The sequence below is a fragment of the Janthinobacterium sp. HH106 genome (genome assembly GCF_001758725.1).
Taxonomy (GTDB): domain Bacteria; phylum Pseudomonadota; class Gammaproteobacteria; order Burkholderiales; family Burkholderiaceae_D; genus Janthinobacterium.
In genome coordinates, this window is sequence record NZ_LRIC01000060.1 from 109,745 (window position 1) to 136,216 (window position 26,472).

At 64.6% G+C, this 26,472-nt stretch carries 24 protein-coding genes; 18 read left to right on the forward strand and 6 right to left on the reverse strand.

The genetic code is table 11. The features are described from left to right. The first annotated feature begins 49 nt into the window (after nt 1-49). The 9 genes from JAB8_RS23145 to JAB8_RS23185 all read left to right on the forward strand — a co-directional run bounded on the left by JAB8_RS23145 (nt 50) and on the right by JAB8_RS23185 (nt 11,073). Nucleotides 50-2,203, forward strand: coding sequence for a type I secretion system permease/ATPase (locus tag JAB8_RS23145; RefSeq protein ID WP_070291585.1), 2,154 nt, complete (start codon nt 50-52; stop codon nt 2,201-2,203). Next, on the forward strand, nt 2,200-3,522 hold the full coding sequence (locus JAB8_RS23150; RefSeq protein ID WP_070291586.1) for an HlyD family type I secretion periplasmic adaptor subunit: 1,323 nt from the start codon (nt 2,200-2,202) through the stop codon (nt 3,520-3,522). Before JAB8_RS23145 ends, JAB8_RS23150 begins: the two co-directional genes overlap by 4 nt. Beyond that, a complete protein-coding gene (locus tag JAB8_RS23155) occupies nt 3,522-4,814 on the forward strand; it encodes a TolC family protein (RefSeq protein ID WP_227741985.1) in 1,293 nt (430 codons plus the stop codon). Before JAB8_RS23150 ends, JAB8_RS23155 begins: the two co-directional genes overlap by 1 nt. 105 nt (nt 4,815-4,919) lie before the next feature. Further along, nucleotides 4,920-6,197, forward strand: a complete 1,278-nt coding sequence (locus tag JAB8_RS23160) for a lipoprotein-releasing ABC transporter permease subunit (RefSeq protein ID WP_070291587.1) — start codon at nt 4,920-4,922, stop codon at nt 6,195-6,197. A gap of 102 nt (nt 6,198-6,299) precedes the next feature. Continuing rightward, on the forward strand, nt 6,300-7,565 hold the full coding sequence (locus JAB8_RS23165) for a lipoprotein-releasing ABC transporter permease subunit (RefSeq protein ID WP_070291588.1): 1,266 nt from the start codon (nt 6,300-6,302) through the stop codon (nt 7,563-7,565). A gap of 16 nt (nt 7,566-7,581) precedes the next feature. Beyond that, a complete protein-coding gene (gene lolD / locus JAB8_RS23170) occupies nt 7,582-8,307 on the forward strand; it encodes a lipoprotein-releasing ABC transporter ATP-binding protein LolD (protein ID WP_070220003.1) in 726 nt (241 codons plus the stop codon). A 9-nt stretch (nt 8,308-8,316) separates the two neighbouring features. After that, nucleotides 8,317-9,114: a TatD family hydrolase gene (locus JAB8_RS23175; RefSeq protein ID WP_070291589.1), complete on the forward strand. Its 798-nt coding sequence runs from the start codon at nt 8,317-8,319 to the stop codon at nt 9,112-9,114. 4 nt (nt 9,115-9,118) lie between these two features. After that, nucleotides 9,119-10,357, forward strand: coding sequence for a PQQ-dependent sugar dehydrogenase (locus tag JAB8_RS23180; protein WP_070291590.1), 1,239 nt, complete (start codon nt 9,119-9,121; stop codon nt 10,355-10,357). Between the two features lie 242 nt (nt 10,358-10,599). Next, nucleotides 10,600-11,073 (forward strand): T6SS effector amidase Tae4 family protein, encoded by a 474-nt coding sequence (locus JAB8_RS23185; RefSeq protein WP_070291591.1) that lies wholly within the window; start codon nt 10,600-10,602, stop codon nt 11,071-11,073. 3 nt (nt 11,074-11,076) lie between these two features. On the opposite strand, the gene JAB8_RS23190 is transcribed toward JAB8_RS23185, so the two are convergent. Continuing rightward, nucleotides 11,077-13,062 carry a helicase-related protein gene (locus JAB8_RS23190; RefSeq protein ID WP_070291592.1) on the reverse strand — a complete coding sequence of 662 codons (1,986 nt, stop codon included), beginning with the start codon at nt 13,060-13,062 and terminating at the stop codon, nt 11,077-11,079. Nucleotides 13,063-13,509: 447 nt separating this feature from the next. Between JAB8_RS23190 and JAB8_RS29255 the strand changes: the two genes are divergently transcribed. After that, on the forward strand, nt 13,510-13,722 hold the full coding sequence (locus tag JAB8_RS29255) for a hypothetical protein (RefSeq protein ID WP_139143154.1): 213 nt from the start codon (nt 13,510-13,512) through the stop codon (nt 13,720-13,722). Nucleotides 13,723-14,093: 371 nt separating this feature from the next. On the opposite strand, the gene JAB8_RS29605 is transcribed toward JAB8_RS29255, so the two are convergent. Continuing rightward, nucleotides 14,094-14,270 carry a hypothetical protein gene (locus tag JAB8_RS29605; RefSeq protein ID WP_175445239.1) on the reverse strand — a complete coding sequence of 59 codons (177 nt, stop codon included), beginning with the start codon at nt 14,268-14,270 and terminating at the stop codon, nt 14,094-14,096. Between the two features lie 140 nt (nt 14,271-14,410). On the opposite strand from JAB8_RS29605, the gene JAB8_RS23195 reads away from it, so the two are divergent. The 3 genes from JAB8_RS23195 to JAB8_RS23205 are packed head-to-tail and all read left to right on the forward strand — an operon-like array spanning nt 14,411 to nt 18,231. Next, on the forward strand, nt 14,411-16,846 hold the full coding sequence (locus JAB8_RS23195) for a DNA internalization-related competence protein ComEC/Rec2 (RefSeq protein WP_070291593.1): 2,436 nt from the start codon (nt 14,411-14,413) through the stop codon (nt 16,844-16,846). A gap of 39 nt (nt 16,847-16,885) precedes the next feature. Then, nucleotides 16,886-17,650 carry a hypothetical protein gene (locus tag JAB8_RS23200; protein ID WP_070291594.1) on the forward strand — a complete coding sequence of 255 codons (765 nt, stop codon included), beginning with the start codon at nt 16,886-16,888 and terminating at the stop codon, nt 17,648-17,650. A 59-nt stretch (nt 17,651-17,709) separates the two neighbouring features. After that, nucleotides 17,710-18,231 carry an N-acetyltransferase gene (locus JAB8_RS23205; RefSeq protein ID WP_083287881.1) on the forward strand — a complete coding sequence of 174 codons (522 nt, stop codon included), beginning with the start codon at nt 17,710-17,712 and terminating at the stop codon, nt 18,229-18,231. Between the two features lie 3 nt (nt 18,232-18,234). Here the strand turns inward: JAB8_RS23205 and JAB8_RS23210 are convergent, their stop codons facing one another. Beyond that, nucleotides 18,235-19,158 carry a LysR family transcriptional regulator gene (locus JAB8_RS23210; protein WP_070291595.1) on the reverse strand — a complete coding sequence of 308 codons (924 nt, stop codon included), beginning with the start codon at nt 19,156-19,158 and terminating at the stop codon, nt 18,235-18,237. A gap of 151 nt (nt 19,159-19,309) precedes the next feature. Here JAB8_RS23210 and JAB8_RS23215 point away from each other — a divergent pair, with 151 nt between their 5' ends. The 4 genes from JAB8_RS23215 to dcd all read left to right on the forward strand — a co-directional run bounded on the left by JAB8_RS23215 (nt 19,310) and on the right by dcd (nt 22,361). After that, complete coding sequence (locus tag JAB8_RS23215; RefSeq protein WP_034756294.1) at nt 19,310-20,071, forward strand: TSUP family transporter; 762 nt, start codon at nt 19,310-19,312, stop codon at nt 20,069-20,071. A gap of 21 nt (nt 20,072-20,092) precedes the next feature. Then, nucleotides 20,093-20,800 carry an HAD family phosphatase gene (locus tag JAB8_RS23220; RefSeq protein ID WP_070291596.1) on the forward strand — a complete coding sequence of 236 codons (708 nt, stop codon included), beginning with the start codon at nt 20,093-20,095 and terminating at the stop codon, nt 20,798-20,800. A 58-nt stretch (nt 20,801-20,858) separates the two neighbouring features. Beyond that, nucleotides 20,859-21,659 carry an alpha/beta hydrolase gene (locus JAB8_RS23225; protein ID WP_070291597.1) on the forward strand — a complete coding sequence of 267 codons (801 nt, stop codon included), beginning with the start codon at nt 20,859-20,861 and terminating at the stop codon, nt 21,657-21,659. A gap of 132 nt (nt 21,660-21,791) precedes the next feature. Next, a complete protein-coding gene (gene dcd / locus JAB8_RS23230) occupies nt 21,792-22,361 on the forward strand; it encodes a dCTP deaminase (protein ID WP_034755486.1) in 570 nt (189 codons plus the stop codon). A gap of 35 nt (nt 22,362-22,396) precedes the next feature. Here the strand turns inward: dcd and JAB8_RS23235 are convergent, their stop codons facing one another. Beyond that, nucleotides 22,397-23,635 carry a PrpF domain-containing protein gene (locus JAB8_RS23235; protein ID WP_083287882.1) on the reverse strand — a complete coding sequence of 413 codons (1,239 nt, stop codon included), beginning with the start codon at nt 23,633-23,635 and terminating at the stop codon, nt 22,397-22,399. Nucleotides 23,636-23,803: 168 nt separating this feature from the next. Between JAB8_RS23235 and JAB8_RS23240 the strand changes: the two genes are divergently transcribed. Next, entirely contained in the window at nt 23,804-24,154 is a 351-nt protein-coding gene (locus tag JAB8_RS23240; RefSeq protein ID WP_070291598.1) for a FlxA-like family protein, read from the forward strand. 32 nt (nt 24,155-24,186) lie between these two features. On the opposite strand, the gene JAB8_RS23245 is transcribed toward JAB8_RS23240, so the two are convergent. Both JAB8_RS23245 and JAB8_RS23250 read right to left on the reverse strand, forming a co-directional pair. Beyond that, nucleotides 24,187-25,674, reverse strand: a complete 1,488-nt coding sequence (locus tag JAB8_RS23245) for an ATP-binding protein (RefSeq protein WP_070291599.1) — start codon at nt 25,672-25,674, stop codon at nt 24,187-24,189. Nucleotides 25,675-25,676: 2 nt separating this feature from the next. Then, nucleotides 25,677-26,366, reverse strand: coding sequence for a response regulator transcription factor (locus JAB8_RS23250; protein ID WP_070291600.1), 690 nt, complete (start codon nt 26,364-26,366; stop codon nt 25,677-25,679). Nucleotides 26,367-26,472: the final 106 nt, after the last annotated feature.

Below are 26,472 nucleotides of genomic sequence, written 5' to 3' on the forward strand. Positions count from 1 at the left end.
CTGCGGCGCGCCCGACCGGCGCGCCGCAGCGTTTTATTGTGAATCCATCATGACCCCACCCCCTGACACTTCCACCGCTTCCGCCGGCATGTCCACCGATGCCATCGCCGACGCCATCGTCTTCCTGGCGCGCTTTTTCGGCGTTGCCGTGCAGGCCGAGCGCCTGCGCGCCAGCGTGGCGGCCCAGGCTGCACCGGCCACGGCTGACTTTCTCGAACAGGCGCTGGCGCAGGCCAGCCTGACCGGCACCGTGTTGCCGGTAGATAAGCCACGCCGTCCCACGGAAATGCCGGCCTTGCTGCTCAACGGGGAAGGGCAGGCGCTGGTGATACTGGCCATTGCCGATGGCAAATATGAATGCCACGTGCCCGGCATCGAAGGCAGCGCCTGGTTTGACGCCGCCGCGCTGGCGCGGGAAGTGCCCGATGGGCGCTGGGTGGCCGTGCGTCCCGTCATGTTCTTCGACCAGCGCAGCTTGCTTTACAGCATGCCGGTGGCGGGGCGCTGGTTCTGGGATGTCTTCAACCGCAACCGCTGGGTCTTCCGCTGGGCCCTGCTGGGCACCCTGGTGCTCAATGTCATCGGCGCGCTGGTGCCGTTCTATGCGATGGCCGTGTATGACCGCGTGATCCCGAACAATGCCACGTCCAGCCTGTGGGTGCTGACGATCGCCGTCGTGGTGCTGACGGGCTTCGAGCTGGCCCTGCGCCTGCTGCGCGGCGAACTGGTGGAAACGGCGTCGCGCCGCATGGATGTGGCGCTGTCGTCGAACATTTTCGCCCAGTGCCTGCGCCTGCGCGCGGCCAGCCGGCCCGCTTCCGGGGGCACCCTGGCCAATACCGTGCGCGATTTCGAATCCGTGCGCGAATTCTTCGCCTCCACCACCCTGACCACCCTGGGCGACCTGCCGTTCCTGCTGCTGTTCCTGCTGGTGATCGCCCTGGTCGGCGGCTGGCTCGTGCTCGTGCCCCTGGCAGTCATCCCGATCCTGCTGCTGGTCGCCTTTGCCTCGCGCGCGGCCCTGGCGCGCCACGTGGCCGCCTCGATGCAGGAAAGCGCGCAGCGCACGGCGCACCTGTTTGAAACCATGAATGGCCTCGACACCATCAAGGCGCTGGGCGCCGAAGCGTGGAGCCGGCGCAAATGGGAAAGCCTGACGGTGGCCATCGCCGCCAACAGCGTCGAGACGCGCGAAATCGTCAGCCGGGTCAACTACATCAACACGGCCGTGCTGGCCCTGTCCGGCGTGGCCGTGGTGGCCACGGGCGCCTTGCTGATGGGCGAGCATCTGCTGACCCTGGGCCAGATCATCGCCGTGAGCATGCTGACGGGCCGCGCCCTGGCGCCCGTGAGCCAGATCGCGGGCCTGATCATACGCTGGGAACAGACCAAGCTGTCGTATCACGCACTCAATAAAATCATGGAAGCGCCCACCGACGATGATACGGCCAGCCTGCAGGCGCCGCCCCTGTCCGGGCGCATCGAATTTCGCGACGTGGGCTTTGCCTACCCGAATTCGCCGCCGCTGCTCGATAAGCTCAACCTGCACATCCGCCCCGGCGAACGGGTCGGCGTGATCGGCAAGCTCGGTTCCGGCAAGAGCACCTTGCTGCGCTTGCTGCTGAACCAGTACGGCCCGCAAAGCGGCAGCGTGCTGTTCGACGACCTGGCCAGCACCCAGCTGGACCCTTTGAGCCTGCGCCGCCAGATAGGCTACGTGCCGCAGGACGTGACCCTGTTCCACGGCACCCTGCGCGAAAACATCGAACTGGGACGCAGCCAGGCCGACGACGCCAGCCTGCTCGACGCCATCCGCCTGGCCTGCCTCGACGACATCATCACCCAGCTGCCCAACGGCGTGGCGACGGAAGTGGGCGAACGCGGTGAACGCCTGTCCGGCGGCCAGCGGCAAGCCGTGGCCATGGCCCGCGCCTTGCTGGTGAAACCGCCGATGTTGCTGCTCGATGAGCCGAGCAGCATGTTCGACCCGGCCACCGAGCAGCGCTTGATCGGGCGGCTGCGTACCTTAAAGGAGACGACCATCGTGCTGGTGACGCACCGCATGGCCATGCTGGCGCTGGTGGACCGCCTGATCGTCTTCGACAAGGGGCGCATCGTGGCCGACGGCCCGCGCGACGACGTCATGCGCGTCTTGAACAGCCAGGCGGCCAAGCCTGCGGTGGAACAGGGAGTGGCGGCATGAGCGCCCTCAATGCCCCGAACGCCCGCCCGCTGCCGGCGGCCCACCCGGACCCGGAACGCGAACCGCAGCGCATCGTCATCCGCATGCTGGCCTTGACGTCCGTGCTGCTGGTGCTGGCGCTGGCCTGGGCCATGTTCGCCCAGCTCGACGTGTCCGTGAATGGCCGGGGCGCCATCACGCCGCCATCGCACCTGCAGGAAGTGCAAAGCCTGGAAGGGGGCATCGTGCGTGAAATGCTGGTGAAGCCGGGCCAGCGCGTGCGCCGCGGCGACTTGCTGCTGCGCCTGGACACGGCCCAGTACGAGGCCAACCTGGGCGCCAGCGTGCAAAACCGGCTGGCCGCGCTGGCGGGCAGGGCACGCCTCGACGCGCTGCTGTCCGGCGGCACGCCCCAGTTTGCGCCGGAATGGCAGAAAGAGGCGCCCGAGCTGATCGCCAAGGAAACGCAGTTGTGGCGCGACGGCCAGCGCGAATTCGCGTCGGCCACGGCGGCCGCGCGCGAAGGCGTGACGCGCCGCCGTGGCGAGCTGGCCGAGGCGCACAGCCGCATCGCCCAGCTCGACACGGGCTTGAAGATCGCCCTGGAAAGCCTGTCCATCGAGGAGAGGCTCTTCAAAGAGGGTGCCGGTTCGCGCGGCGACTACCTGAATGCGCAGCAGCGTGTGCAGCAGCAGCGCACGGAACTCGACAGCCTGCGCACCTCCGTGCCGCGCCTGACGGCCACCCTGGCCGAGGCACAGGCGCAGGCGGGCGAAGTGGAAGCGCGCATGCGCGGCCAGTGGGGCGCGCAGCGCAGCGAGTATGAAACCAAGGCCGGCGCCCTGGCCAGCACCGTGAAAGGCCAGCAGGACCAGGTGAGCCGGCGCGACGTGACGGCACCCGTCGACGGCGTCGTCAACCGCGTGCTGGTGGCAACCGTCGGCGGCGTGGCGCAGCCGGGTAAACCTATCCTGGAAATCGTGCCGGCAGATTCGGAAATGCTGATCTCCGTGCGCGTGAAGCCGTCGGACATCGGTTTTATCCATGTGGGACAGAGCGCGTCGGCGAATGTGCTGGCGTACGACGCCACCACCTATGGCCGCATGCAGGCGCAAGTGGTGCGCGTGGGGGCGGACGCGATTCCCGACGAGCGCAACGAACCGTATTTCGAGGTGCAGCTGAGCACCGACCGCAGCCAGCTGACGGCGCACGGCAAGGTATTGCCGGTGACGCCAGGCATGCCCGTCGACGTGGGCATCCTGACGGGGCGCCGCTCGGTGCTGCAATATGTGTTCAAGCCCGTGCTGCGCGGCTTGCAGTCTTCCCTGCAGGAGCGGTGATGCGTGCCTTCTTGATTTGCATGGCATTGGCCTGCGCAAACGCGGCGGCCCAGTCCGCGCCGCCGGCCACTTTCCAGGCGCAGTCCGCGCGCGGCTTGCCTGCCTTGCTGGCGCGCGCCGTGCCGCGCGATCCGCAGGTGATTGCGGCGCAGGCGGCGCTGGCCACCACCGAAGCGCGCTACAAGCAGGCCCGTTCGCGCCTGTTTCCCACTGCGGCGCTGCAGGCGACGCGGGGGCGCAGCAAGGACCTCGATGGGACGCTGGAGGTCGAGCGCCGCACGCACCAGGTGGAAGCGAGCGTGCGCTGGAACGTGTACAACGGCGGCGCCGACCGCGCCGAACTTGATGCGGCCGAGCGCGAGATGGCGGGCGCCGCTTTCGACGTGGAGCGCGCGCGCGCGGAAAGCGCGGAAAAGCTGGCCGAAGCATATTTCGACATGCAGCGCCTGGAACGCAGCCTGCAGCAGTCGCAGGAACGCCTGCGCGACGTGACGCAGCTGGTGCGGCAGGTGACGCGCCAGGCGGAACTGGGCAAATCGTCGGAAGTGGACCGCGAACTGGCGCAAAGTTCGCAGCTGGACGCGGAACTGGTGCACGACGGCTTGCTGACGGACCAGCAGGCGGCGCGCATCAAGCTCGAGGCGCTGGCCTTCGAGCCGGTGGCGCAGTTTGCCGATTTCGCCTTTGCGCCGCTGCCGGCGCAGGCGCTGGAGAATGCCGATACGCAGCAGGCGCAGTTGCGCGCCGCGCGCGAGCGGGCCGCCGCGGCCCAGTTGCGCGTGCGTGGCGTGGCGGCCACCCTGGCCCCCAAAATCGATCTGAATGTCAGCCATCTGCTCAATAACAAGACCACGCCGCCGCCGTCGACCATCCAGCAGCGGGGCTGGTCGGTGGGGGTCTCCTGGGAAATCCCGCTCGGCGGGGGCAGCCTGGCGCAGCGCGACGAAAGCATCAGCCGCGCCCAGGCGGCCGAGGCGGACGTGGCGCGCGCCGAGCAGGGCACGCGCGCCGACCTGGCCAGCATGCTGCCGCGCATCGCCAATGCGCAGCGCACGCTGGCCCTGCTTGACGAGCAGGAAAAGAAGATGGCCTTCGTCGTGCGCGGCGGGACCATCCAGTACGAGGCGGGCCGGCGCAACCTGCAGCAGGTCATCCAGACGCGCGACAGCTATTTCACGATACAGCAGCGGCGCATCGACCAGCTGCACCGTCTGACCCTGGCGCAGATGCGGCAATATGCGCTGGCGGGGCAGCTGCTGCGGGTTTTCGGCCTGGCGCAGGAGGTAAAATAGCGCCGGCGTGCGCGGTTTCACACAGAGATGACGCAGAGATCATGCATGAAATGCCCATTGTGTGGCACACTGCGCGCTCGCATATCATCGTTGTCGCGGGAGCGCATGAGCATCATCAAACAATTTCCTTTTGAGTGGCAGGTCGGCGTGCGCTATACGCGCGCCGGGAAACGCAGTGGCCGCAACAGCTTCATTTCCTTCATCTCTCTCATTTCCGTGGCCGGCATCGGCCTGGGCGTGGCCGCCCTGATCGTCGTCCTCTCCGTCATGAACGGCTTCCAGAAGGAAGTCACCGACCGCCTGATGTCGGTGCTGGCCCATGTCGAGGTGTTCGACACGAGCGGTTCCATGCCCAACTGGCAGGCGCAGGAGCGCGCCGCCTACGCCAACCCGCAAGTGAAGGCCGTGTCGCCGTTCGTGGAAACCCAGGGCATGCTGCTCAATGACGAAACCATGCGCCCGTCCGTCGTGCGCGGCGTGCTGCCGCAGCAGGAAGCCACCGTATCGAGCGTGGCCGCCCAGATGAAGCAGGGCAGTTTCAAGGAATTGACGCCAGGCTCGTACAACATCGTGCTGGGCATCGACCTGGCCAAGGCGCTCGACGTGAAAGTGGGGCAGAACGTCACCCTGATGCTCGAGCGCGAGCCCAGGGCGGGCGATCCGGCCAACGGCATCGTCATGCCGCGCATGCGCGCGCTCAAGGTGGCCGGCATCTTCGAGGCGGGTCACAATGAACTTGACGGCAGCCTGGCGTTTGTGAACATGCAGGACGCGGAGCAGCTGCTGCAGCTCGACGGCCCGTCCGGCCTGCGTCTGCGGTTGCACGACATGAACAAGGCGCCCCAGGTGGCGCGCGAACTGAAGGCATCGATGCCGGGCCAGCTGTGGATGCGCGACTGGTCGCGCGCCAGTGCCAGCTGGTATGCGCTGGTGCAAAGCCAGAAGAACATGATGTTCATCATCCTCAGCATGATCATCGCCGTGGCTGCGTTCAACCTCGTTTCGACCCTGGTGATGTCGGTCACCGACAAGCAGGCCGATATCGCCATCCTGCGCACCCTGGGCGCCTCGCCGTTTTCCATCATGAAGATATTCATGATCCAGGGCGCGCTGGTGGGCTTGCTGGGGAGCGCCCTGGGCGTCATCGGCGGCGTCGTGCTGGCGCTGAACGTGGGCGTCATCGTGCCCTTCATCGAAGGCATCTTCGGCCTGCACTTCATCTCCAAGGAAATCTACCAGATCAGCGCCGTGCCGTCGGACGTGCATTGGCTGGACGTGGCGCAGATCGGCCTGATCGCCTTTAGCCTGGCGCTGGTGGCCACCATCTACCCGAGCTGGCGCGCGGCGCGTGTCAAGCCGGCAGAGGCCCTGCGCTACGAATAAGCGGCTTGTAAAACCGGGGTCAGACCCGCCGGGTCTGACCCCAGCCCTTCGTTGCACGGGCTAACGCGATGATATGTTGCATACATAAGAATTAACGAATTAATGAGCATGTTAAAAAATCTTCCCTTCGAATGGCTGGTCGGCCTGCGCTACACGCGGGCCGGCAAGCGCAGTGGCCGCAACAGTTTTATTTCCTTCATCTCGCTCATTTCCATGGCCGGCATCGGCCTGGGCGTGGCGGCGCTGATCGTCGTGCTGTCCGTGATGAACGGCTTCCAGAAGGAAGTGACGGACCGCATGCTGTCCGTGCTGGCCCACGTGGAAGTGTTCGACAACAGCGGCAGCATGCCGGACTGGCGCGCCGAGGCGGCGCAAGCCTTCAAGAATCCCGCCGTGAAGGGCGCCGCGCCGTTTGTGGAAACGCAAGGCATGCTGCTGCGCGACGATGCGCTGCGCCCCGCCATCGTGCGCGGCGTGCTGCCCGAGGAAGAGCCGAACGTCTCGGACGTGGCCGGCCAGACGCGCATGGGCAGCTTCAAGGCCCTGCAGCCGGGCACCTTCAATATCGTGCTGGGCATCGAGCTGGCGCGCGCCCTGCGCGTCAACCTCGGCGAAAAAGTCACCTTGATGCTGGCGCAGGGCCAGGTCACGCCGGCCGGCGTGCTGCCGCGCATGCGCAGCTTTACCGTCAGCGGCATCTTCCAGGCGGGCCACAATGAATTCGACGCCGGCCTGGCCTTCATCAATATCGAAGACGGCCAGCGCCTGCTGCGCCTCGACGGCCCGTCCGGCCTGCGTTTGCGCCTGGCCGACATGAACCAGGCGCCGCAAGTGGCGGCCGAATTGAAAAAATCCATGCCGGGCGACCTGTGGCTGCGCGACTGGTCCAAGCTGAACGCCAACTGGTTTGCCGCCGTGCAGACGGAAAAACGCATGATGTTCATCATCCTGACCCTGATCATCGCCGTGGCCGCCTTCAACCTCGTCTCGACGCTGGTGATGACGGTGACGGACAAGCAGGCCGATATCGCGATTTTGCGCACCCTGGGCGCCTCGCCCCGTTCCATCATGAAGATCTTCATGATCCAGGGCGCGCTGGTGGGCATCCTGGGCACGATCCTGGGCGTGGCCGGCGGCGTGCTGGTGGCGATGAACATCGACGTCATCGTGCCCTTCATCGAGCATTTGCTGGGCGTGCAGTTCCTCTCCAAGGACATTTACTTCATCAGCACCGTGCCGTCCGACCTGCGCTGGCCCGACGTCACCAAGATCGGCGTGCTGGCCGTGATCCTCGCCTTTTTGGCGACCCTGTACCCAAGCTGGTGGGCTGCCCGCGTCAAACCTGCGGAAGCCCTGCGCTATGAATAAACCACTGAATACGACCATGACCGATCTGAACAAACCTGCCTCCAACGGCACTTCCGCCGATTCCGCCGTCCTTAGCTGCCGTGGCCTGGGCAAGACTTTTACGCAGGGCAGCTACAAGGTGCAGGTGTTGGCCGGCATCGATATCGACGTGCACCGCGGCGAGCGCGTCGCCATCGTCGGCGCCTCCGGCTCGGGCAAATCGACCCTGCTGCACCTGCTGGGCGGGCTCGATACGCCCACCAGCGGCAAGGTGACCCTGCTGGGCAAGGATTTCGCCACCCTCAGCGAAAAGGCGCGCGGCGACTTGCGCAATGCTTCGCTGGGTTTCGTCTACCAGTTCCACCACCTGCTGCCCGAGTTTTCCGCGCTCGACAACGTCGCCATGCCGCTGATGATACGGCGCATGAAGCGCGCTCCGGCCACCGAACTGGCGCAGCAAATCCTCACGCGCGTCAACCTGGCCAAGCGCGTCACGCACACGCCCGGTGAATTGTCGGGCGGCGAGCGCCAGCGCGTGGCCCTGGCCCGCGCCCTCGTCACGCAGCCGGCCTGCGTGCTGGCCGATGAACCGACGGGTAACCTCGATCACGCCACGGCGGAACAGATTTTCGACCTGATGCTGGAACTGTCGCGCACCCTGGGCACGGCCTTCGTCATCGTCACGCACGATATCGAGCTGGCCAGGCGCTGCGACCGCGTGCTGCGCCTGACGGACGAAGGGCTGCAGCCGTACCAGTACTAAGGAGCCGCCATGTGGATCGACACGCACTGCCACCTCGACGCGCATGAATTCGGCAGCGAATCGCTGCAGGTGGCGGCGCGCGCGCAGCAGCAGGGCGTGGGCATGATCGTCGTTCCCGCCGTCGAACGGGCCAATTTCGCCATCGTGCGCGACCTGGCGGCAGCGGCGCCCAACGCCTGCTATGCGCTCGGTATCCACCCGATCTACGTGCCGCAGGCTACGGAAGACAATCTGATCGCCCTGCGCGAAACCGTGGCGCAGGCCATGCATGATCCGCGTTTTGTCGCCATCGGCGAGATCGGACTCGATTTCTTCCTTCCCATGCTGTGCGAACCGGCCATGCGCGTCAAGCAGGAGCACTTCCTGCGCGAGCAGCTGAAGATCGCCCGCGACTTCGATTTGCCCGTGCTGGCCCACGTGCGCCGCTCGCAGGACATCGTCCTCAAACATGCGCGCCAAATCCGCCCGAATGGCGGCATCGCCCATGCGTTCAATGGCAGCTTCCAGCAGGCGCAGGGCTATATCGATCTCGGTTTCAAGCTCGGTTTCGGCGGCGCCATGACGTTTACGCGCGCCTTGCAGATACGCCGCATGGCGAGCGAACTGCCTTTGGACGCCATCGTGCTGGAGACGGACGCGCCCGATATTTCGCCCAGCTGGATCCACCCGGGCCGCAACAGCCCCGAAGAATTGCCCCGCATCGGCGCCGTGCTGGCCGAATTGCGCGGCCTGGAACTTGCCGATGTGGCGGCGCAAACCAGCGCCAACGCGCGCGCCGTGCTGCCCCGATTACCCTTGATGGAATGAGACCATGAACAAGAAAATGCTTGCGAGCGCCCTGGCGGCCTGCCTTTCCGGCGCGTTTGCGCCCGCCATGGCGGCGGGCGGCGCCCAGTGCGACGGCATGCCGCGCCTCGACGTCACCACGCCGGCCGGTTTTTGCGTGGCCGTGCTGGCCGACGGCCTGAAATTTCCCCGTGGCGTGCTGCCGCTGACGAATGGCGACATCCTCGTCACGGACATGACGGGATGGGCGCCGAAACAGGGCAAATTGTGGCTGCTGCAGCCCAAGGCGGCCGGTGGCGGCTACGAACGCAAGCTGCTGCTCGACAAGCTTGATCGCCCGAACGGCATCGTGCAGGGACCGGACGGCTTGGTCTACGTGGGCGAGGTGGGACGCATCTTCCGTTTCGATCTGCGCGACCCGGCCCGCGCCACCACCGACGTGATCGGCGGCACGGCCAAGACGCCGCGCCTGCCGGGCCTCGGTTTGCACCTGCTGACGAACATGCGTTTCAGCCCCAAGGGCGACCTGTATGTGAACGTGGGATCGAGCACCGACCATTGCGAGAACGATGGCAAGGCGCCCGATCCGGCCAAGGCCTGTGCTTCGGCGGAAGGCCCGGAAGCGCTGGGCGCCATCCGCGAATACAAGATGGCCTGGCCGGCCGGCACGGTGACGAGCTGGCGCACGCATGCGCGCGGCTTGCGCAATTCGATGGCGCTGGCCTTCCATCCGGTCACGGGCGAACTGTGGCAGGCGGAAAACGCGCGCGACGCCATCCAGGCCGCCATGCCGCAGCTCAAAAGCGACGAAAACCTGCCGCATGAAGAGCTCAATCTGATCAAGGCGGACCAGCATTACGGCTGGCCGTACTGCTACGACGACAATGTCGCCAGTCCCGAATATCCGAAGACGGCTTGCGCCGCCCAATATGCGGCGCCGCAGCGCTTGCTGCCCGGCCACGCCGCGCCGCTGGGCATGACGTTTTACACGGCCAGCCGCTTCCCGGAGCTGTACAAGAACAGTCTGATCATCGGCTACCACGGCTACCGCAGCAACGGCCACCGCCTGGTGGCCCTGCTGCCCGACAAGGCCGGTGCGCCGCTGGGCAAGTCCGTTGAATTGATCAGCAACTGGGAGCGCAAGGGCAAGCAGGGCAGGGGCGCGCCCGTCGACGTCAAGCAGGGCCAGGATGGCGACATCTATATGGCCGATGACCATAATGGGCTGGTGCTCAAGCTGCACTACGAGGCGGGCAAACCGTAAGCGGCTTTCATCCGACGTCCTCGCTGGCGTTGCGGCGGGTGTCGGCTTACGGCCTTTGGCCTAAGCCGACCTACATGCTCAAGTAGGTCGGATTGGCGTGGCAATGCCGCGCGTAATCCGACGTCATTGTTGGCGTTACAGGTGTCGTCGGTTTACGCTTGATCTCGCTCAGTGCGGAGCCGCCGCATCCTCCTACAATCGGCCTGATGTTCCCTGTCGACCAGGGATGACGGGAGGCTGACGTGAAACCTGCATTCATCAAGCTGCGTGAAAATTACTCCAGCGTGGCGGCCGTCGACCAGGCGGCCCTGTTCCGCGAAATCGGCTGGGAAGACTTGATCGGCAAGGACAGCTTTGCCAACACCTGCGCCATCCGCGTCAGCCTGGCCCTGATCAAGGCCGGGGTCCAGGTCAAGGGCCGCATGGCGATACGCAAGGGGGCATTCAAGGGCGCGCTGATCGAACCGGGGCAGGCCAAGCTGTCGCACATGCTGGCCAGCCCCTCGATGTTTGGCGCGCCCGAAAAATTTACCAGGGATGACGCCATGGAAGGCATCGGCCAGCGCCAGGGCGTCGTCGCCTTCTTCCGCATTCCCGGCTACCTGGGCGGCGCGGGCGGGCATATCGACATCCTGCTGCCTTCCATCGGGGCGAAGGTCTGCGGCACCGAATGCTACTGGGATTGCGGCGAAGTCTGGTTCTGGCCCGTCAGTTGACGCTTATTTGAACTTCTTCGAGCGTCCGCGCGACGCCGCATTGTGCGCGCGCAGGATGGAGTCGACGCGCTCGGACGCATCGCGCGACAGGTTTTGCGCGACCGCGATATCGGGGAAGAATTCGGGCAGGCGGTAGCTGAGCCAGGCATACGCGGAATAGTAGCGGCAAGTGTCTTCCACCTGCTGCAGATTCTGCGTGCCGCCGCCGTACGCGTGCTGGCGCAAGGTGCTCGTTTTTCCCTGCGACAGATTCTTCGCCCAGTGCTCCCACGCCGTCTGCAGGGACGGCACCTTGCTGGAGATCGGCACCAGCGACAAGGTAAATTTGTCGGCCACGGACAGGGGCAGGGTGTCGAGCCAGACGGCGCGCTCCTTCTGGTCTTCCGTGATGCGCGGGAAGAAGAAGCCGTCCGGCACGTCGATATTGTGGATGAAGCGGCGCAGCAGTTTACTGAGCGACAGCTCTCCCGTCACCGACGAAATCCGGTGCAGATGTTCCAGCGAGGGCGCCACGGCAAAGCCGCTGGTGTTCAGCGGGTGCAGCTTTTCCTTCAGCAGCGCGCGCATCACTTCATGCGTCTCGTTGTCGTAGCCGGCCACCAGACCCTCTTCATGCACGCCATAGCGGCCCGCGCGTCCGGCGATCTGGCGCGCCAGCGCGGCCGAAATCTCTTCCTCTTCACGGCCATTGTATTTGACGCAGGTGGTCATGACGATGCGCGCGATCGGCATGTTCAGGCCCATCGCCAGCGCATCCGTGCCGACGACGATGTCGGCCGTGCCGTCGCGGAAGCGCTGCGCCTGCGCGCGCCGCACTTCGGGCGACAGGTTGCCGTAGACGGTGGCCACCGATAATCCCGTTTCCGTGATCATGTCGCGCCACATCAGCACTTCGCGGCGCGAAAAGGCGATGACGGCGTCGCCGCGGCGCAGGTTGCGTACCTTGCGCACGGCCGTCGGCTCCATCGACAGGGGCGCCATGCGTTTCAGGACGTGCACTTCCAGCGGGCAGTCCAGGCGTTCGGCCAGCGCCTCGATGGCGCGCCGCGCTTCCGGCGCCCCCACCAGGTAGACGGTGTGGGCCGGCGCGCCGCAGACGGCCGCCGTCCACGCGGCGCCCCGGTCCGGGTCGGCCAGCATCTGGATCTCATCGATGACGGCCACTTCGACGACGGTTTTCGTGTCCAGCATTTCCACCGTGCTGGCCACGTGCGTGGCGCCGTCGACGACCCTGCGCTCCTCGCCCGTGATCAGGCTCACGGCCAGCGGCTTGCCATGCGGCGCGGCTTCCTGCAGGCGTTCATAGTTTTCCAGGGCCAGCAGGCGCAATGGCGCCAGATAGATGCCGCTCTTTGCCTTGACCAGCGCTTCCATGGCGCGGTGCGTCTTGCCGGAGTTCGTGGGCCCCAGCAGGGCGATGAAGCGGCGCGGCAGGCGGCGCGCCATCTCGAACGAGGCGGGGTATTCGGCCAGGTTGATGCTCTGGCGCGTGCGCGCCGCGTGCTGTTCTTCCTGCTGGCGCTCGATGGCGTGGTTGAAGCGCTGGCGGATGCGGTCGAAGACCATGCCGGCCGGCTCGGACGTCTGCATGTCGGCCAGCGTGTGCAGGAACACCATCGGGTCCGCGTCCACGTCCTCGCTCAGGCCCGCGATATCGGCGACGAAATCGACCACGTGCTGGCGCAGTTCCTCGAAGACGGCCGCGCTGGCCCGCTCGCGCACCAGGGCCAGCTTGGTCTCGCGGTCCATCTTGCGCCACTTGGCCGGCCGCGCCAGCACGCCCTGTGCAGGCACGAGTGCATACGGCACCACCAGGTGGCCTGCCTTGACGACGCCGGAAAAGCGCACGAAGACGCGGCCTTCCATCTTGACCAGGCGGATATGCTCGGCCAGCTCCCCCAGTTCCGCGACCAGGGTGGCGTCGTTATTGTCTTCGCTGCTGTCGGAAAGGTCGGTGGAAGTATCGGGAGGAAGTGCGGAGGAAGTCATGTCGTGCCTGGGTGTTGAAGTAAGCGAGGCCGATTATACCGTGCGCAGGGTAAAGATTTTCCCCCGGCGCACGGTGCCGCTGCCGCACGAGCGCTGATCTGTAAAGCGATGATTCCCTGAGGCGGATAAGCCTGGCAACCATGGAGGGCGGCGCTGCCGCCTGCTTGCCAATCATCTTGCTTGAACGCGAAATGGGAATCCGATATCCGGTGCTTTGCGCTTATCGGTTTTTTCCTGCGACATTTTTATTTGGCTGGAATTTCCATGAATGTCTTTTTATTAATTTTGTTATATTTTTGAATTTAACATTAAAATTTTAATTGCCGTGGCGCCGATGGTAACAAAGAGTATGTTTTTATCGATAGCCAGGGTGATGATATTCGTATCGTGTCTGTATTTTTCATTGCGCAAGGAATTGGCCGATGGCGTGAAATGAATTGAATTGTCTTGACAATTAATAATGGCGAGCTGATCATGGGTTCAGATTTTGCAGGGATATTTTGGTATCTTTTCAAAATATCTGAAATTGACGGCGACGTACGGCATTATTCTGGATGCCTCTCTGGCTATCGGCTGGGGCGTGCCGTTGATATGCACGGCTTTGATTTGACGGCGCTCCAGGATTTGCTGGCGGCCGCAGGATTTTCCATTTCGCGCTGACGTACGACCAGCGCGCGATGACACCCGACATACCTGTGTATGTGGCCCTGCGCCAGAGGATGGCGCGCGCGGGGATTCATCAGCCATCCGACTTTGGGAGAACTCCATGAATAAAAAGCTCGCTGCATTTCTTTTTGCGTCAGGTCTCGGTTTGGCGGTAACGGCGACGCCAGCCTTTGCCAGCTGCTATAGCGCCTGCGCTGCCGAATGGCGGGCTTGCATCGCCGCCGGTACCGCTCAAGCCGAGTGCGGCGCCGAGCGGTCCGCCTGCCTACAATCCTGCAATTGACGGGAGGAATACTGCGCGCTGCGGCAGCCACTATCGTAGCCTGTTGCCGCTGACGCCAGCAAGCCATGGCGCCGATGGCAGTTCAGGCTGCCCGTGCGCGCACGGCGCGTAGCCCCCAGCCGGTGGCGATCAATCCGTCGCCGGCTTGCAGCGGCGCTGCGGCGTCCATGAATGCATGACCTTCGCCGCAGGCCAGGTCGAGCACCACCAAGGGGTTATTGCTGACCGACACGAGGTCGGTCAGTACGGCATAGGACAAGGTGTAGCTGGTGGATGCAGTGCATGAGCGTTCTTATCCAGTGCACCATTGCGCCAGATCAGACGGCAAGGCGTGGAAAGCGATCACAGTAGCTGAGCCCCTTTCGCTGCGAGCCGATTTTGCCTTGATTCTGCCTTCCCATGCGCATCCTGATACTCGGCTTTGCCGCTGGTGCCGCCTGGTTGCAGACGCAGGCAAGCTTGCCGCCGCACGCGGGCGCGCTGCTGTCGGTGATCGCTGGCGCGGCGCTGCTGATGGCGTGGCTGTTGTGCCGACACGCGCGCTGGCGTTCCGGTTGGCGTTCCGCTATTGCGCTCTCGGCCGGCGTGGGGCTGGGCTTTTATTGGGCCGCCTGGCTGGCCCAGTCCGCCATGGCGCCGCAGCTGGCGCTGGCCGACGAGGGACAGGACATCGTCGTGACGGGCACGGTGGCCAACTTGCCGTACCGCTTCGAGCAGGGTGTGCGCTTCAATTTTGCCGTGGAGAAGGCACTCAATGCAAAGGTGCCGCCCTTGATCGCCCTGTCCTGGTATGCGGGCTTTCGCGATGAGGTGACGAACGAGGTGGGCGACGTGCAGCCGGGCGAGCGCTGGCGGCTGACGGTACGCCTGCAGCGCCCGCACGGCAACGCGAATCCCATGGGTTTCGATTACGAGGCGTGGCTGCTGGAGCAGGGCGTGCGCGCCACCGGCTACGTGCGGCCGCAGCCGCGCGCGGACACGCCGAACGTGCGCCTGGCGGCCTTCGTGCCCGGTTTCGGCAACGTGGTAGAGGCCAGCCGCGCGGCCTTGCGTGCGCGCATCGCGCACAGTTTAGATGGCAAGCAATATGCGGGCGTGATCGTGGCGCTGGTGGTGGGCGATCAGCGCGCCATTCCCCAGTCGGACTGGCAGGTGTTCAACCGCACGGGCGTCAGTCATTTGATCTCGATTTCCGGCCTGCACATCACGATGATCGCGGGACTGCTCGCCCTCGGGGCGGGCGCGCTGTGGCGGCGCTCGTTTTTCACGGACCGGCAGCTGCCTTTGCTGCTGCCGACGCAAAAGGTGGCGGCGCTGGCTGGCGCGCTGGCGGCGTTCCTGTACGTGCTGCTGGCCGGCTTCGGCGTGCCCGCGCAGCGCACTTTATATATGTTGCTGGTGGTGGCGCTGGCCCTGTGGCTGGGGCGCATCACCAGCATCGTCCATATCCTGTGCCTGGCGCTGGGCGTGGTCGTGCTGCTCGACCCGTGGGCCTTGCTGTGGCCCGGTTTCTGGCTGTCGTTCGGCGCCGTTGCCACCATGCTGTACGCGACGGCGGGCCGCACGGCGGCGCCTTTGCCGGAAAACGCCAGCCGCTGGCGCCGCCTGCGCGCGGCCGTGGCGCTCGGTGCGCATACGCAATACGTGGTGACGGTGGGGCTGGTGCCGTTGACGATGCTGCTGTTTTCGCAAGTCTCGCTCGTGTCCCCCGTGGCGAATGCGCTGGCCATACCCGTCATCAGCCTGGTCGTCACGCCCTTGTCGCTGGCGGGCAGCCTGCTGCCGGCGCCTTTGTGCGACGGCTTGTTGCTGCTGGCGCATGCCATCGTGCAGATACTGGCGCAGGTGCTGGACTGGCTGGGCGCGCGCCGCTTCGCCGTCTGGACGGCACCCGCGCCCCCAATGTGGAGTTTTTGCTGGGCACTGTTCGGCACGGCCTGGTTGCTGGCGCCACGGGGATGGCCGCATCGCTGGGCCGGCATGCTGGGCTGGCTGCCACTGCTGACGGCCTTGCCGTCCAGCCCGCCACCTGGCCAGATGTGGATCACGGCCTTTGATGTGGGACAAGGCATGGCCGTGCTGGTGGAAACGCATGGACACCGCTTGTTGTACGACACGGGGCCCGCCTACAGCCTCGATTCCGACGGCGCCAGCCGTGTCATCGTGCCGTATCTGCGCGCACGGGGCATCGCTACGCTCGACGGCGTGATCATTTCCCACAGCGACCTCGATCACGCGGGCGGCGCTATCTCTCTGCTGGAGAACGTGCAAGTGGGCTGGCTGGCCTCGTCGCTGTTCGATGGCCATCCGGCCGTCGAGGCCCGGCGGCAAGCCGGGCGTCCGTATCTGCACTGCGTGGCGGGCCAGAGCTGGACCTGGGAAGGCGTGCACTTTGCCATGCTGCACCCGTTGCCCGCCAGCCACACGGACATCAGCTTGACGCCGAACGCCCGCAGTTGCACCGTGAAGATCACGGCAGGCAAGCATGCCATTTTGCTGGCCGGCGACATCGAGGCGGCGCAGGAAGCACAGTTGCTGGCGCGCTCGGCCGATGGCGACCTGGCCGCCGACGTGCTGCTGGCGCCGCACCACGGCAGCGGCACCTCGTCGACACCGGCCTTTCTGAACGCCGTCCATCCGGCCCTGGCGATTTTCCAGGTCGGGCACCGGAACCGCTACAAACATCCGAAGCCGCAAGTGTATGCGCGCTATGGCGACATGGGCATTGCCCGGCTGCGCACGGATGTGACGGGGGCGGTGGTGCTGGAATTTGGCGACGATATCGATGCGACGTTGTACCGGGCCAGCCGGCCACGGTACTGGCATGGGCGATAAGGCAGTGCGCCTCATCGGATGCCGGACAGGAGACCCATTATGTGCGATGAATGCAATCCCTTCGAGCGCTTGCTGGCGAAGGCCGACGCTGCTTACCGGCGCTTGCGTTCGATTCGGTGGGATCAGGGGTTACGTTATGTGGAGGGGATTTCGCCAGGGTTGGCGCTGGCGATACAGCATACGGGTATTGGTATCGCGAGCGGCTTGTTTACTGGCTTGATCCTGTTTGGATTGCAATTTACGAGTGATCAGCCTGTCAATGACATGGCCAAATCGCTACAGCGTAAATTCATTGTGCATTACCAGGATATTCCAGCGCCCTTGTTCAATCTTGTCCTTTTTCTGGTGGCATGCACCATGTTGTTGACTGCCGAGTGGGGGCATTTTTTCAGGCAGAAAGTGCTGGTGCCTGTCATACATGGCATCTCGCATACAGTGTCAATTAGCACCGGGATGTTATTGTCGCTCGTCTTTTCGGACGTGCTGACGACGAGTTTTCTGCCGAATATCGGACAATGGTTATTCAGCCTCCTTATTATTTCGATAGTGTGGCTACTCGCAGTGACGATGAACGCAGTTATTTATTTATGTCGCTACGGCGTGGTGGGGCTATGGCGAAAGAAGAGCTGCGCTGGCGAAGAGTGTCCTGCACCGCAAAAAAAGTACGAGGTCCTGCACTTTATTTTTCCGCTGGTGGGAATTTTTCTCATCTTTTACCTGTGGGGAGATGTCAAGCGCAGCGCCGTACAGGTGGCAGATGCCGCCAAGGCCAGCAAGGTGGCGGACTGTGCAGTTGCACACTAGCTGTTTTCATATTCGCTTCAGCAGCATCTCAACGGAAGAACCCAATCGAGGAGCGTTGATTGTTACATTTAAGCAGCCATTATCTGATCAGCCTGGCCCAGGCCGCCGACATCGACGCCATCACGACCTTGTTGCAAGCTAATTCCCCCTCGCGGGGCGGCAGCCTGACGGGCGAGTTTTCGCGCGACAAGGTGGCCAGCATGGCGGATGGCGAATCGCCCGTCATTGTGGCGCGGCGCGCAGCGGACGGGCCTGTCGTTGGCGTGTTGTTCAGCGATGCAGCTGCCACCGCGCAGGCGCCCGTGGTGCTGGCCATGCTGGCCGCGTATCGGGGAAGTGACAAGGCCTACGTGTATGGCCCCGTCTGCATCGCGGACTCGGAGCGGGGGCAGGGCTTGCTGGTGCTGCTGTACTCTGCCATGCGCGCGCGGCATGGGGGTGCGGAGGCGGTGCTGTTCATCCGGCGCGACAATATCGGCTCGCTGCGTGCGCATGAACGACTGGGCATGCGCGAGGTGGCCGCCTTTGTTTTCGATGGCGCGCAGTTCGCCGTGTATAGCGACGTCATCGCCGCGAAATAGATGCTAACTTGCCCGTTCATCGGGTATTTCCAGCCCTCGCTGCCGCACATATTCCAGAAACAGCCGGGCCCCCTTGGCCATCCTCGACGTGCCATACACGGCATGGATGCTCGGGTCCAGCTCCTTCGATGACGTCAGCCGGTATGCCGTGCAGACCCGGCGCAAGGTGCCGGCGGCGACAAACGGCTCGGCCAGCCAGCTGGCCAGGCGCACGATGCCGGCGCCTTCCAGGGCCGCCTGGAAGGTGGCGATGCCGGAAGTGAAGCGGAAGCGGGGCTGCACCTGGTAGCGCACGTTGCGCTCGGTGGAAACGAAATGCCAGTCGCGCAGGATGCGGGGAGCCGAGTGCATGATGATGTCGTGGCCGGCCAGCTCTTCCGGTTCCTCGGGCGCGCCCATGCGGGCGATATAGTCGGGCGAGGCGTACATGTAGCGGCGGTAGTTCCACAGGGGATAGCCGATCAGCTCGCTCGACTGGGGGAAGGCGCCGCGGATGGCGAAATCGAGCTTTTCCTGGATGGGGTCGATCGATTTGTCCGAGAAATGGATGTCCACGGACACGTTCGGATAGTCGCGCGAAAATTGCGCCACCACTTTCGGCAGGAAGCCCAGCGACAAAATTTCCGGCGCCGAGAGGCGCACCCAGCCTTGCGGCGAGTTGCTCAGCTCTGCCAGCTGCTCTTCCGCCTCGGCCTGCGTTTCCAGCAAGTGCTTGGCCGACGCGTAATAGGTCTCGCCGGCCGTCGTCAGGGTGAACTGCTTTTGCGTGCGCAGGATCAGCTCGGCGCCGATGGCGTCTTCGAGGAACTGGATGGCGCGCGTGACGGCCGACGGCGAGCGTCCCAGCATGCGCGCCGCATGGATGAAGCTGCGCTTTTCCACCACGGTGCAAAAGGCGCGGATCTCCCACATCAGTTTCATCGACATCGCGTGACTCCCGGCAAAAGAGGCCAGTAGACCGCACGGGGCGCATTCCGTCAAGCGTTACGCCTGATTGCGTTTTCCGCAATTTGAAGTTGCATCCGAAAAAGTGCCTGACGCCTATACTGCCGCTGTCGCCCATTCCATATTGCCTATCATGCTGACCATCTCGCTGCTGTGTTTATTTGCCTTCTTTGCCGGCCTGATCGATGCCGCCGTGGGCGGGGGCGGGCTGATACAGCTGCCGGCCCTGTTCAACCTGATGCCGAACATGGCGTCGACCTCCTTGCTGGGCACGAATAAGCTGGCGTCCGCCTGCGGCACCACGTTTGCCGCCCGCTCGTTTGTCGGCAAGGTCCACATCCCGTGGCTGCTGGTGCTGCCGGCCGTGGCCAGCGCCTTCGTCATGTCCTTCATCGGCGCGGCCGCCGTGTCCTACGTGCCGCAGCAAGTGGTGCGCCCCATGGTGCTGGTGTTGATCATCATCATGGCCATCTACACCTTCATCAAGAAGGATTTCGGCACGACGCGCGAAGCGCGCCCCATCGGCCCCCGTGAGCGCATCCTCGCCATCGTCATCGGTGGCGCCATCGGCTTTTATGACGGTCTGTTCGGGCCGGGCACGGGCAGTTTTTTGATTTTCCTGTTCATCCGCGTCTTCGGCTTCGATTTCATCCTCGCCTCGGCCTGCTCGAAACTGGTGAATATCGCCACCAACGTGGCCGCGCTGGCCTTCTTCATTCCCGCCGGCCACGTGGTCTACGCGGTGGCAGCGCCCATGGCCGTGTGCAATATCCTGGGCGCCCTGACGGGCACCTGGATCGCCGTGCGCCGCGGCGCCGCCTTCGTGCGCATCCTCTTCCTCGTGCTGCTGGTGCTGCTGATCGTGAAGTTGTCCTACGACATTTTCTTCAAGTAAGTTTTTGAACGACAACAAGCCATGAAAACCATCCGGGGCGTGCTGTGGGACAACGATGGCGTGCTGGTCGATACCGAACAGCTGTTTTACGAAAGCAACCGCGACTTGCTCTTGCCCTACGGCATAGACTTGACGCCGAAGCAATTTTTTGACTGGTTCCTGGACAATAACTACGGCGCCTGGCATCTGCTGCTGGGGCAGGGGCACAGCATTGAGCTGGTCGAGCGCCTGCGGGCCGAGCGCACCGAGCTGTTTGCGCAACGCCTGCGCCAGGCGGGGCAGCTGGCCATCCCCGGCATCGGGCAAGTGCTGGCGGCGCTGCGCCCGCATGTGGCCATGGGCGTCGTCACCAGCGCCTATGAGCAACATTTCCGCATCAGCCATGCGGCCACGGGCTTGCTCAGCCACTTCGACTTCGTGCTGACGCGCGAAATGTATGGCGAGAGCAAGCCGGCGCCCGACGGCTACCAGCTGGGCTTGCAGCGCCTTGGCCTGGCCGCCGCCGACTGCGTGGCCGTCGAAGACTCGCCGCGCGGCTTGCGCGCCGCCAGGGCGGCCGGGCTGGAGTGCATCGTCGTGCGCAATCCCATGAACTGTCACCATGCGTTTGACGATGCTTTTTGCGTGGTCGATTCCAACGCCGAGCTGGGCGACGTACTGGCCTCGTTCGTGCCCGGCATGGCGCCAGCGCGCCCGCTGCCAGCCCGCAAATTAGAGGTCTTCCTCTGATCCGTCTTGCCGGCATGCCATTACAATTGCCTATCGCATTCACCGGCACCGTCCCACGATGACCCTCCCGCAACTGCACTTTGCCCACGCCAACAGTTACCCTGCCGGCACCTACCGCAAGCTGTTCGGCTTGCTGGGCCAGCACTACACCGTACAGGCGCTTGACATGCATGCGCACGATCCGGATTACCCCGTCAGCACGGGCTGGCCCGAGCTGGTGCGCGAGTACATCGACGACCTGGAACGCCGCTACAGCGCGCCCGTGATCCTCGTCGGCCATTCGCTGGGCGGCATGCTCAGCGTGATGGTGGCCAAGCAGCGGCCCGAGCTGGTGCGTTGCGTGGTCTTGCTCGATTCGCCCGTGGTGGCGGGCTGGCGCGCCTTGCTGGTGCGCCTGGCGCGCAACACGGCGCTGGGCGAGCGTTTTTCCCCCTCGCGTTTTTCCGCCAGGCGGCGCAAGCTGTGGCCCGATGCGCAAGCCGCGTATGAACACTTCGCGGCCAAGGACATGTTCGCCATCTGGGCGCCGCAAGTCTTGCGCGATTACATCGACAGCGGCCTGGTTCCCCATCCGGACGGGGTGCAGCTGCGGTTTACGCGCGAAGTGGAAACGCAGGTCTACCGCAGCTTGCCGCACCATATCGGCGGCCTCGTCAAGGATGGTTTGCCCGTGCCCATCGGCTTTATCGGCGGCACGGAATCGGTGGAATGCCGCCAGGCGGGCTTGACGGCCACGCGCAAGCTGGTCGGCAAGTTTTTCCGCCAGGTGCCGGGCGGGCATCTGTTTCCCATGGAAAACCCGGAACTGACGGCGCAAGTGGTGCGCGAGATGATCACGGCATTGCTGGCGAAACAATAGCCTTCCGCCAAGGATTTTCAGGGGATGGGGGCCAACAGCGGCGGATTTTCGCGTAAAATCCTGCCATTCGGGCCGCGCCTGCACCTGGCGCGCCGCCCCAGCCATTCGATATTCTAGAAAGATACTGCTGCGATGACGATTAAAAGCGATAAATGGATACGCCGCATGGCGGAAACAACGGGCATGATCGAGCCGTTCGAACCGGGCCAGGTCAAGGAACGCGACGGCAACCGCATCGTTTCCTACGGCACCTCCAGCTATGGCTATGACATCCGTTGCGCCGACGAGTTCAAGTTGTTTACCAACATCAACACCACCATCGTCGATCCCAAGGATTTTGACGCGAATAACTTCGTCGATGTGTCGGGCAAGGGCTATTGCATCATCCCGCCGAATTCGTTCGCGCTGGCCCGTACCGTGGAATATTTCCGCATTCCCCGCAACGTCTTGACGATTTGCCTGGGCAAGAGCACGTATGCGCGCTGCGGCATCATCGTCAACGTCACCCCGTTCGAACCGGAATGGGAAGGCTATGTGACCCTGGAGTTTTCGAATACGACACCGTTGCCGGCGAAAATCTACGCCAACGAAGGCGTGGCGCAAGTGCTGTTCTTCGAATCCGACGAAGTGTGCGAAACCTCGTACAAGGACCGCGGCGGCAAATACCAGGGCCAGGTCGGCGTGACATTGCCGAAGACCTGATTGATTGCTGGAACGGGCAGGGCGCCAGTCCTGCTTTAAATCTGTTTCAGCAGCCACGCCTTCAGCGCGGTTGACGGCTGGTACAGGGGAACATGGCCGCGCAGCAAGATTTGCGCGCTGCGCCGGTAGGCCGCGCCGTCGATGGCGATGTTGCCCGTCACCCCGTCCTGGCGCGCCACGATGGTGGTGTCCAGGATGCCGGCCGGGTTGGCTAGGCCCAGTTCCATCTCTGTTTCCGCTTGCTTGACTGGCGGCACGCCGCGCGCCAGCGCATGCGCCACCGTGCCCGGTATCAGGCAAGCGGCCGCCAGGCAGCAGCCTCCCGAGACCGCCAGCGAGGCGTGGCCCGATTGCGGCGTAAAGTAACGCACCGCAATATTTCCCTCTCCCGCCGCCGGCCCCACGATGCAGAACTTGGGGATGGTTTCGCTGCGTTCCAATTCCGCCAACGTCATCAAGCCGCCATCGCGCTTGCGCAAGCCCATCAGCAGTCCCGCCGCGCTCCACACCTGGCGGATCGCCTGCATGAAAGCCGTATCCGCTTCCAGTTCCGCGATGGACTCATGCGCCGTCTTGCCGAACTGGCTCGCTGGCGCGATGACCATGGGCACGGCCACATCCACGCACGAGACCGCATAACCGTGCACCACATCCTGTGCATTGCCTGTTGGCAATAATTTTCCCGTCTTGGCGCCTGCCGGCTGCCGCAGGAACAGGTCCACGCGGGGGAAGTTGCCGGTCACGCCAGGAATGCTGGCGGCCGTAAAGCTGCCGTCGCGTTCGCGCGCCATGCGCGAGGTGGTGATGACGCCCGTGTTGGTGTTGCGGATATCGATATCGTGCGCGCCGATGGCCAGTGCCTCGATCACGCCGCTGTCCAGTCCCCACAGTTGCAGGGCGGACGACATATTGCCGCAGTTCACGCTCCAGTCGATATCGCCGTGTTCGCCAGCCAGCTGGGCCAGGGTGCTGACCAGGCGCGGCTGGCCCGCATGCTGTTCCACCTCGGCGAGGAAGACTTTATTGCTGGTGGGCGTGCCCCGACCCAGGCCCGTGATTTGCCGGTTGCCCGGCTGCCGGCCGGACTGGGGCACGCCCATCAGGTGGCGCAGCAATTCCTCGCGCAGCGTTTGCTCGGCCGGCACGCAGGCCCCGTGCAAGACCAGGCCCGTCGATGTGCCGCCACGCATGTGGTGGACGGGAAACTCGATCACGCCGCAGCGTTGGCGGGGCACGAGGTCGGGCAGGGCGGGCAGCAGGGGCGTCATCATCATGGATCGTGGTCAAGGCAGGAAGCGCCAGTGTGCCAGTTTTTCTTGCTGGTGTGCAATTGGATGGTGCGCGCGGCGTCTTTACATGGCTTTACCCGCCTTTACACTTGCCGCCCTGTATTGAGTACCTTGCGCGCCGATAATAAGGTGTTGAATAATCAGGGAGGCAATATGGTAGCGGCAATCGGTTCCGGCAGCGCAGGCGGTACAGTCGGCGCGGCCGGCAGCGCCAGTGCGGGCAGCAGTGCGCAGATCGCGGCGCTGCAAAAGCAGATCACGGCGGCGCAAAAACAGTTGACGGAGTCGCAGAAGGGCGAGCAGACGGACGCGTCGCAAAAGCTGCAGCAGCAGCTGGCGCAGCAAATTCAGGCCTTGCAGGCGCAAATCGCCCAGCTACAGGCGGCGGCCGCGCAGAAGGCGGCACAAGGCGAATCCCAAACGGCCAGCAGTGCCGAGACCGTGGCGAGTCCCGCCAGGTCAAGCGCGTCGACCCTGGGCAGCATCATCGATACGCAGGCGTAACAACACATCCACGCGCCAGGCTCGCCGACAGGTCAGCCTGGCGTTTTGACGGGTAGCAGCATTTCCACGCACAAGCCGCCACCGCTGCGCAAGCTGGCCCCGATGCGGCCGCCATGGGCGTTGATGACGTGCCGGGCGATAGCCAGGCCCAGGCCGTGTCCATCCGTGCTGTGCTGGGTATTACTGGCGCGGAAGAACGGTTCGAAAATGCGCGCCAGGTCCGCGCCAGCCACGCCGGGGCCCCGGTCCAGCACGGCGATGCGCAGCCAGTCGGACATGCGCGACAGTTCCACTTCCACCGTGCCGCCATCGGGGCTGTGCTTGACGGCGTTGCGCACCACGTTTTCCACGGCGCGCGCCAGCAATTCTGGCTGGCCCGTGACGCTGGCGTCGGGCATGGCCGCATCGCCCGCCAGTTCGACGTTCAACTGGCGTGCCCGGGCCTCATAGCGGGCGTCGTCCACGATGTCGTGCACGAGGTCGGCGATGCTGACGTCTTCGCTGTGCATGTGCCCGGCTCCCGTTTGCCCGGCGCCGGCTTCCAGCCGTGACAGCGTCAGCAGTTCACCGATCAGTTTATCCATGCGTTCGCTTTCGCGTTCGATGCGCTGCATCGAGGCGGCCATCTTTTCCGGCTGCTGGTGCGCCAGGCCGATGGCGGCCTGCAGGCGCGCCAGCGGCGAGCGCAACTCGTGCGAGACGTCATGCAGCAGACGTGTCTGGCTATCCATGAGGCTGCGCAAGCGGCCCGTCATGCGGTCGAAATCGCGGCCCAGGTCCGTCAATTCATCGCCGCGCTTGCCGCTGGCGTGAAAACGGGGCGCCAGATTGCCGTGCGAGGCGGCCTCGAACGCTTGCCGCAGGTCGCGGATGGGGCGCGCAAAATACCAGGCCAGCAGGAAAGAAAACAGCAGGCTGGCGGCGATGGCCGCCCCCAGGGGAATGAATGTGCGGTAGGGCGTGTCCATGCGCGGGGGCGGGCCGCGGCCGAATTCGCCGCGTGGCGGCGCAGTGCCTGCTTCGTGGGGCCGTGGACCGGCTCCCATGGCGCGCGGGCCGCTCATGGCGACGGCGTTGAGCGTGTCGCGCGCGGCGCCTGCCTCGGCATTGCGGAAGCGTTCGGACGAGGGCAGGAACAGCAGATAGCGCTGGCCGTCGCTGCCGGTGACCGTGCGCACGACGGGATGGGCCTGGCTTTGCTCCAGCATGGCGCGCGCCTTGGCCAGCATGGCGGGATGCACCGCGCGGCCCATCAGTTCGTGTCCGCGCGCATCGACGGCAAACACGCGCATGCGCTCGAGCTTGCTCAGGAATTGCCGCAAGGCCTGGCTGCCGCCCGCTTCCAGGGTGGCGCTGGCGGCCTCGATGATCATTTGCGCGGGCGGACTGGTGTCGATGTCGAGGGCCCGCTCCTGCTGGGCCGCCCGGTTTTTCAGCCAGAAGGTGCCGCCGATGCCGATGGTGGCCGTCACTTGCGCCAGCATGATGCACAGAAAAAACTTCCAGAACAGACGGCCCACGCTTACTCCTTGATCAGCTGGTAGCCGAGACGGTACACGGTCTGCAGGCAGGAGCGGCCATCGGCCAGGCTGCCCAGTTTGCGGCGCAGGCTGCTCAAGTGCACGTCGATATTGCGGTCGAAGCGGGCCATGGGACGGCCCAGACCCAGTTCCGATAATTGATTCTTGCTGACGGGCTTGCCCGCATGGCGCACCAGCACTTCCAGCAAGTTGAATTCCGTGCTCGTCAGCTCCAGGTGCGCGCCGGCCCAGGAAACGCGGCGCTGTTCCGGCCACATCGTCAGTTGCCCTACGGTGAGCGGCGCCAGACCCGAGCTGTCGTGCGGCGCCGCCTGCGCGCGGCGCAGGATGGCGCGGATGCGCGCCGTCAGCTCGCGCGGCGTGCACGGTTTCGTCACGTAATCGTCGGCGCCCAGCTCCAGGCCCACGATACGGTCCGTATCGTCGCCGCGCGCCGTCAGCATCAGGATGGGCAGGTTGCTGCCGGCGCGGATGCGGCGCAGGGTTTCTAGTCCATTCATGCGCGGCATCATGACGTCGAGGACGGCGATGGCGTACAGGCCCGTCAGCGCCTCGGCCGCGCCGCTTTCGCCGTCATGCACGGCGCGGGCATCGAAACCTTCCTGCGTCAGGTATTCCTGGAACATGCCGACCAGTTCCACGTCGTCATCGATTAACAAAACCTTGCTCATGCCTGTGCTTTTTTCGGGTGAATATCGCCCGATGATAGCAGTCAACAGGCGCGGCTCAGGGCCCTTTTACCCGCTTTTACATACGTCCGCTTACATTTGCGCAGCT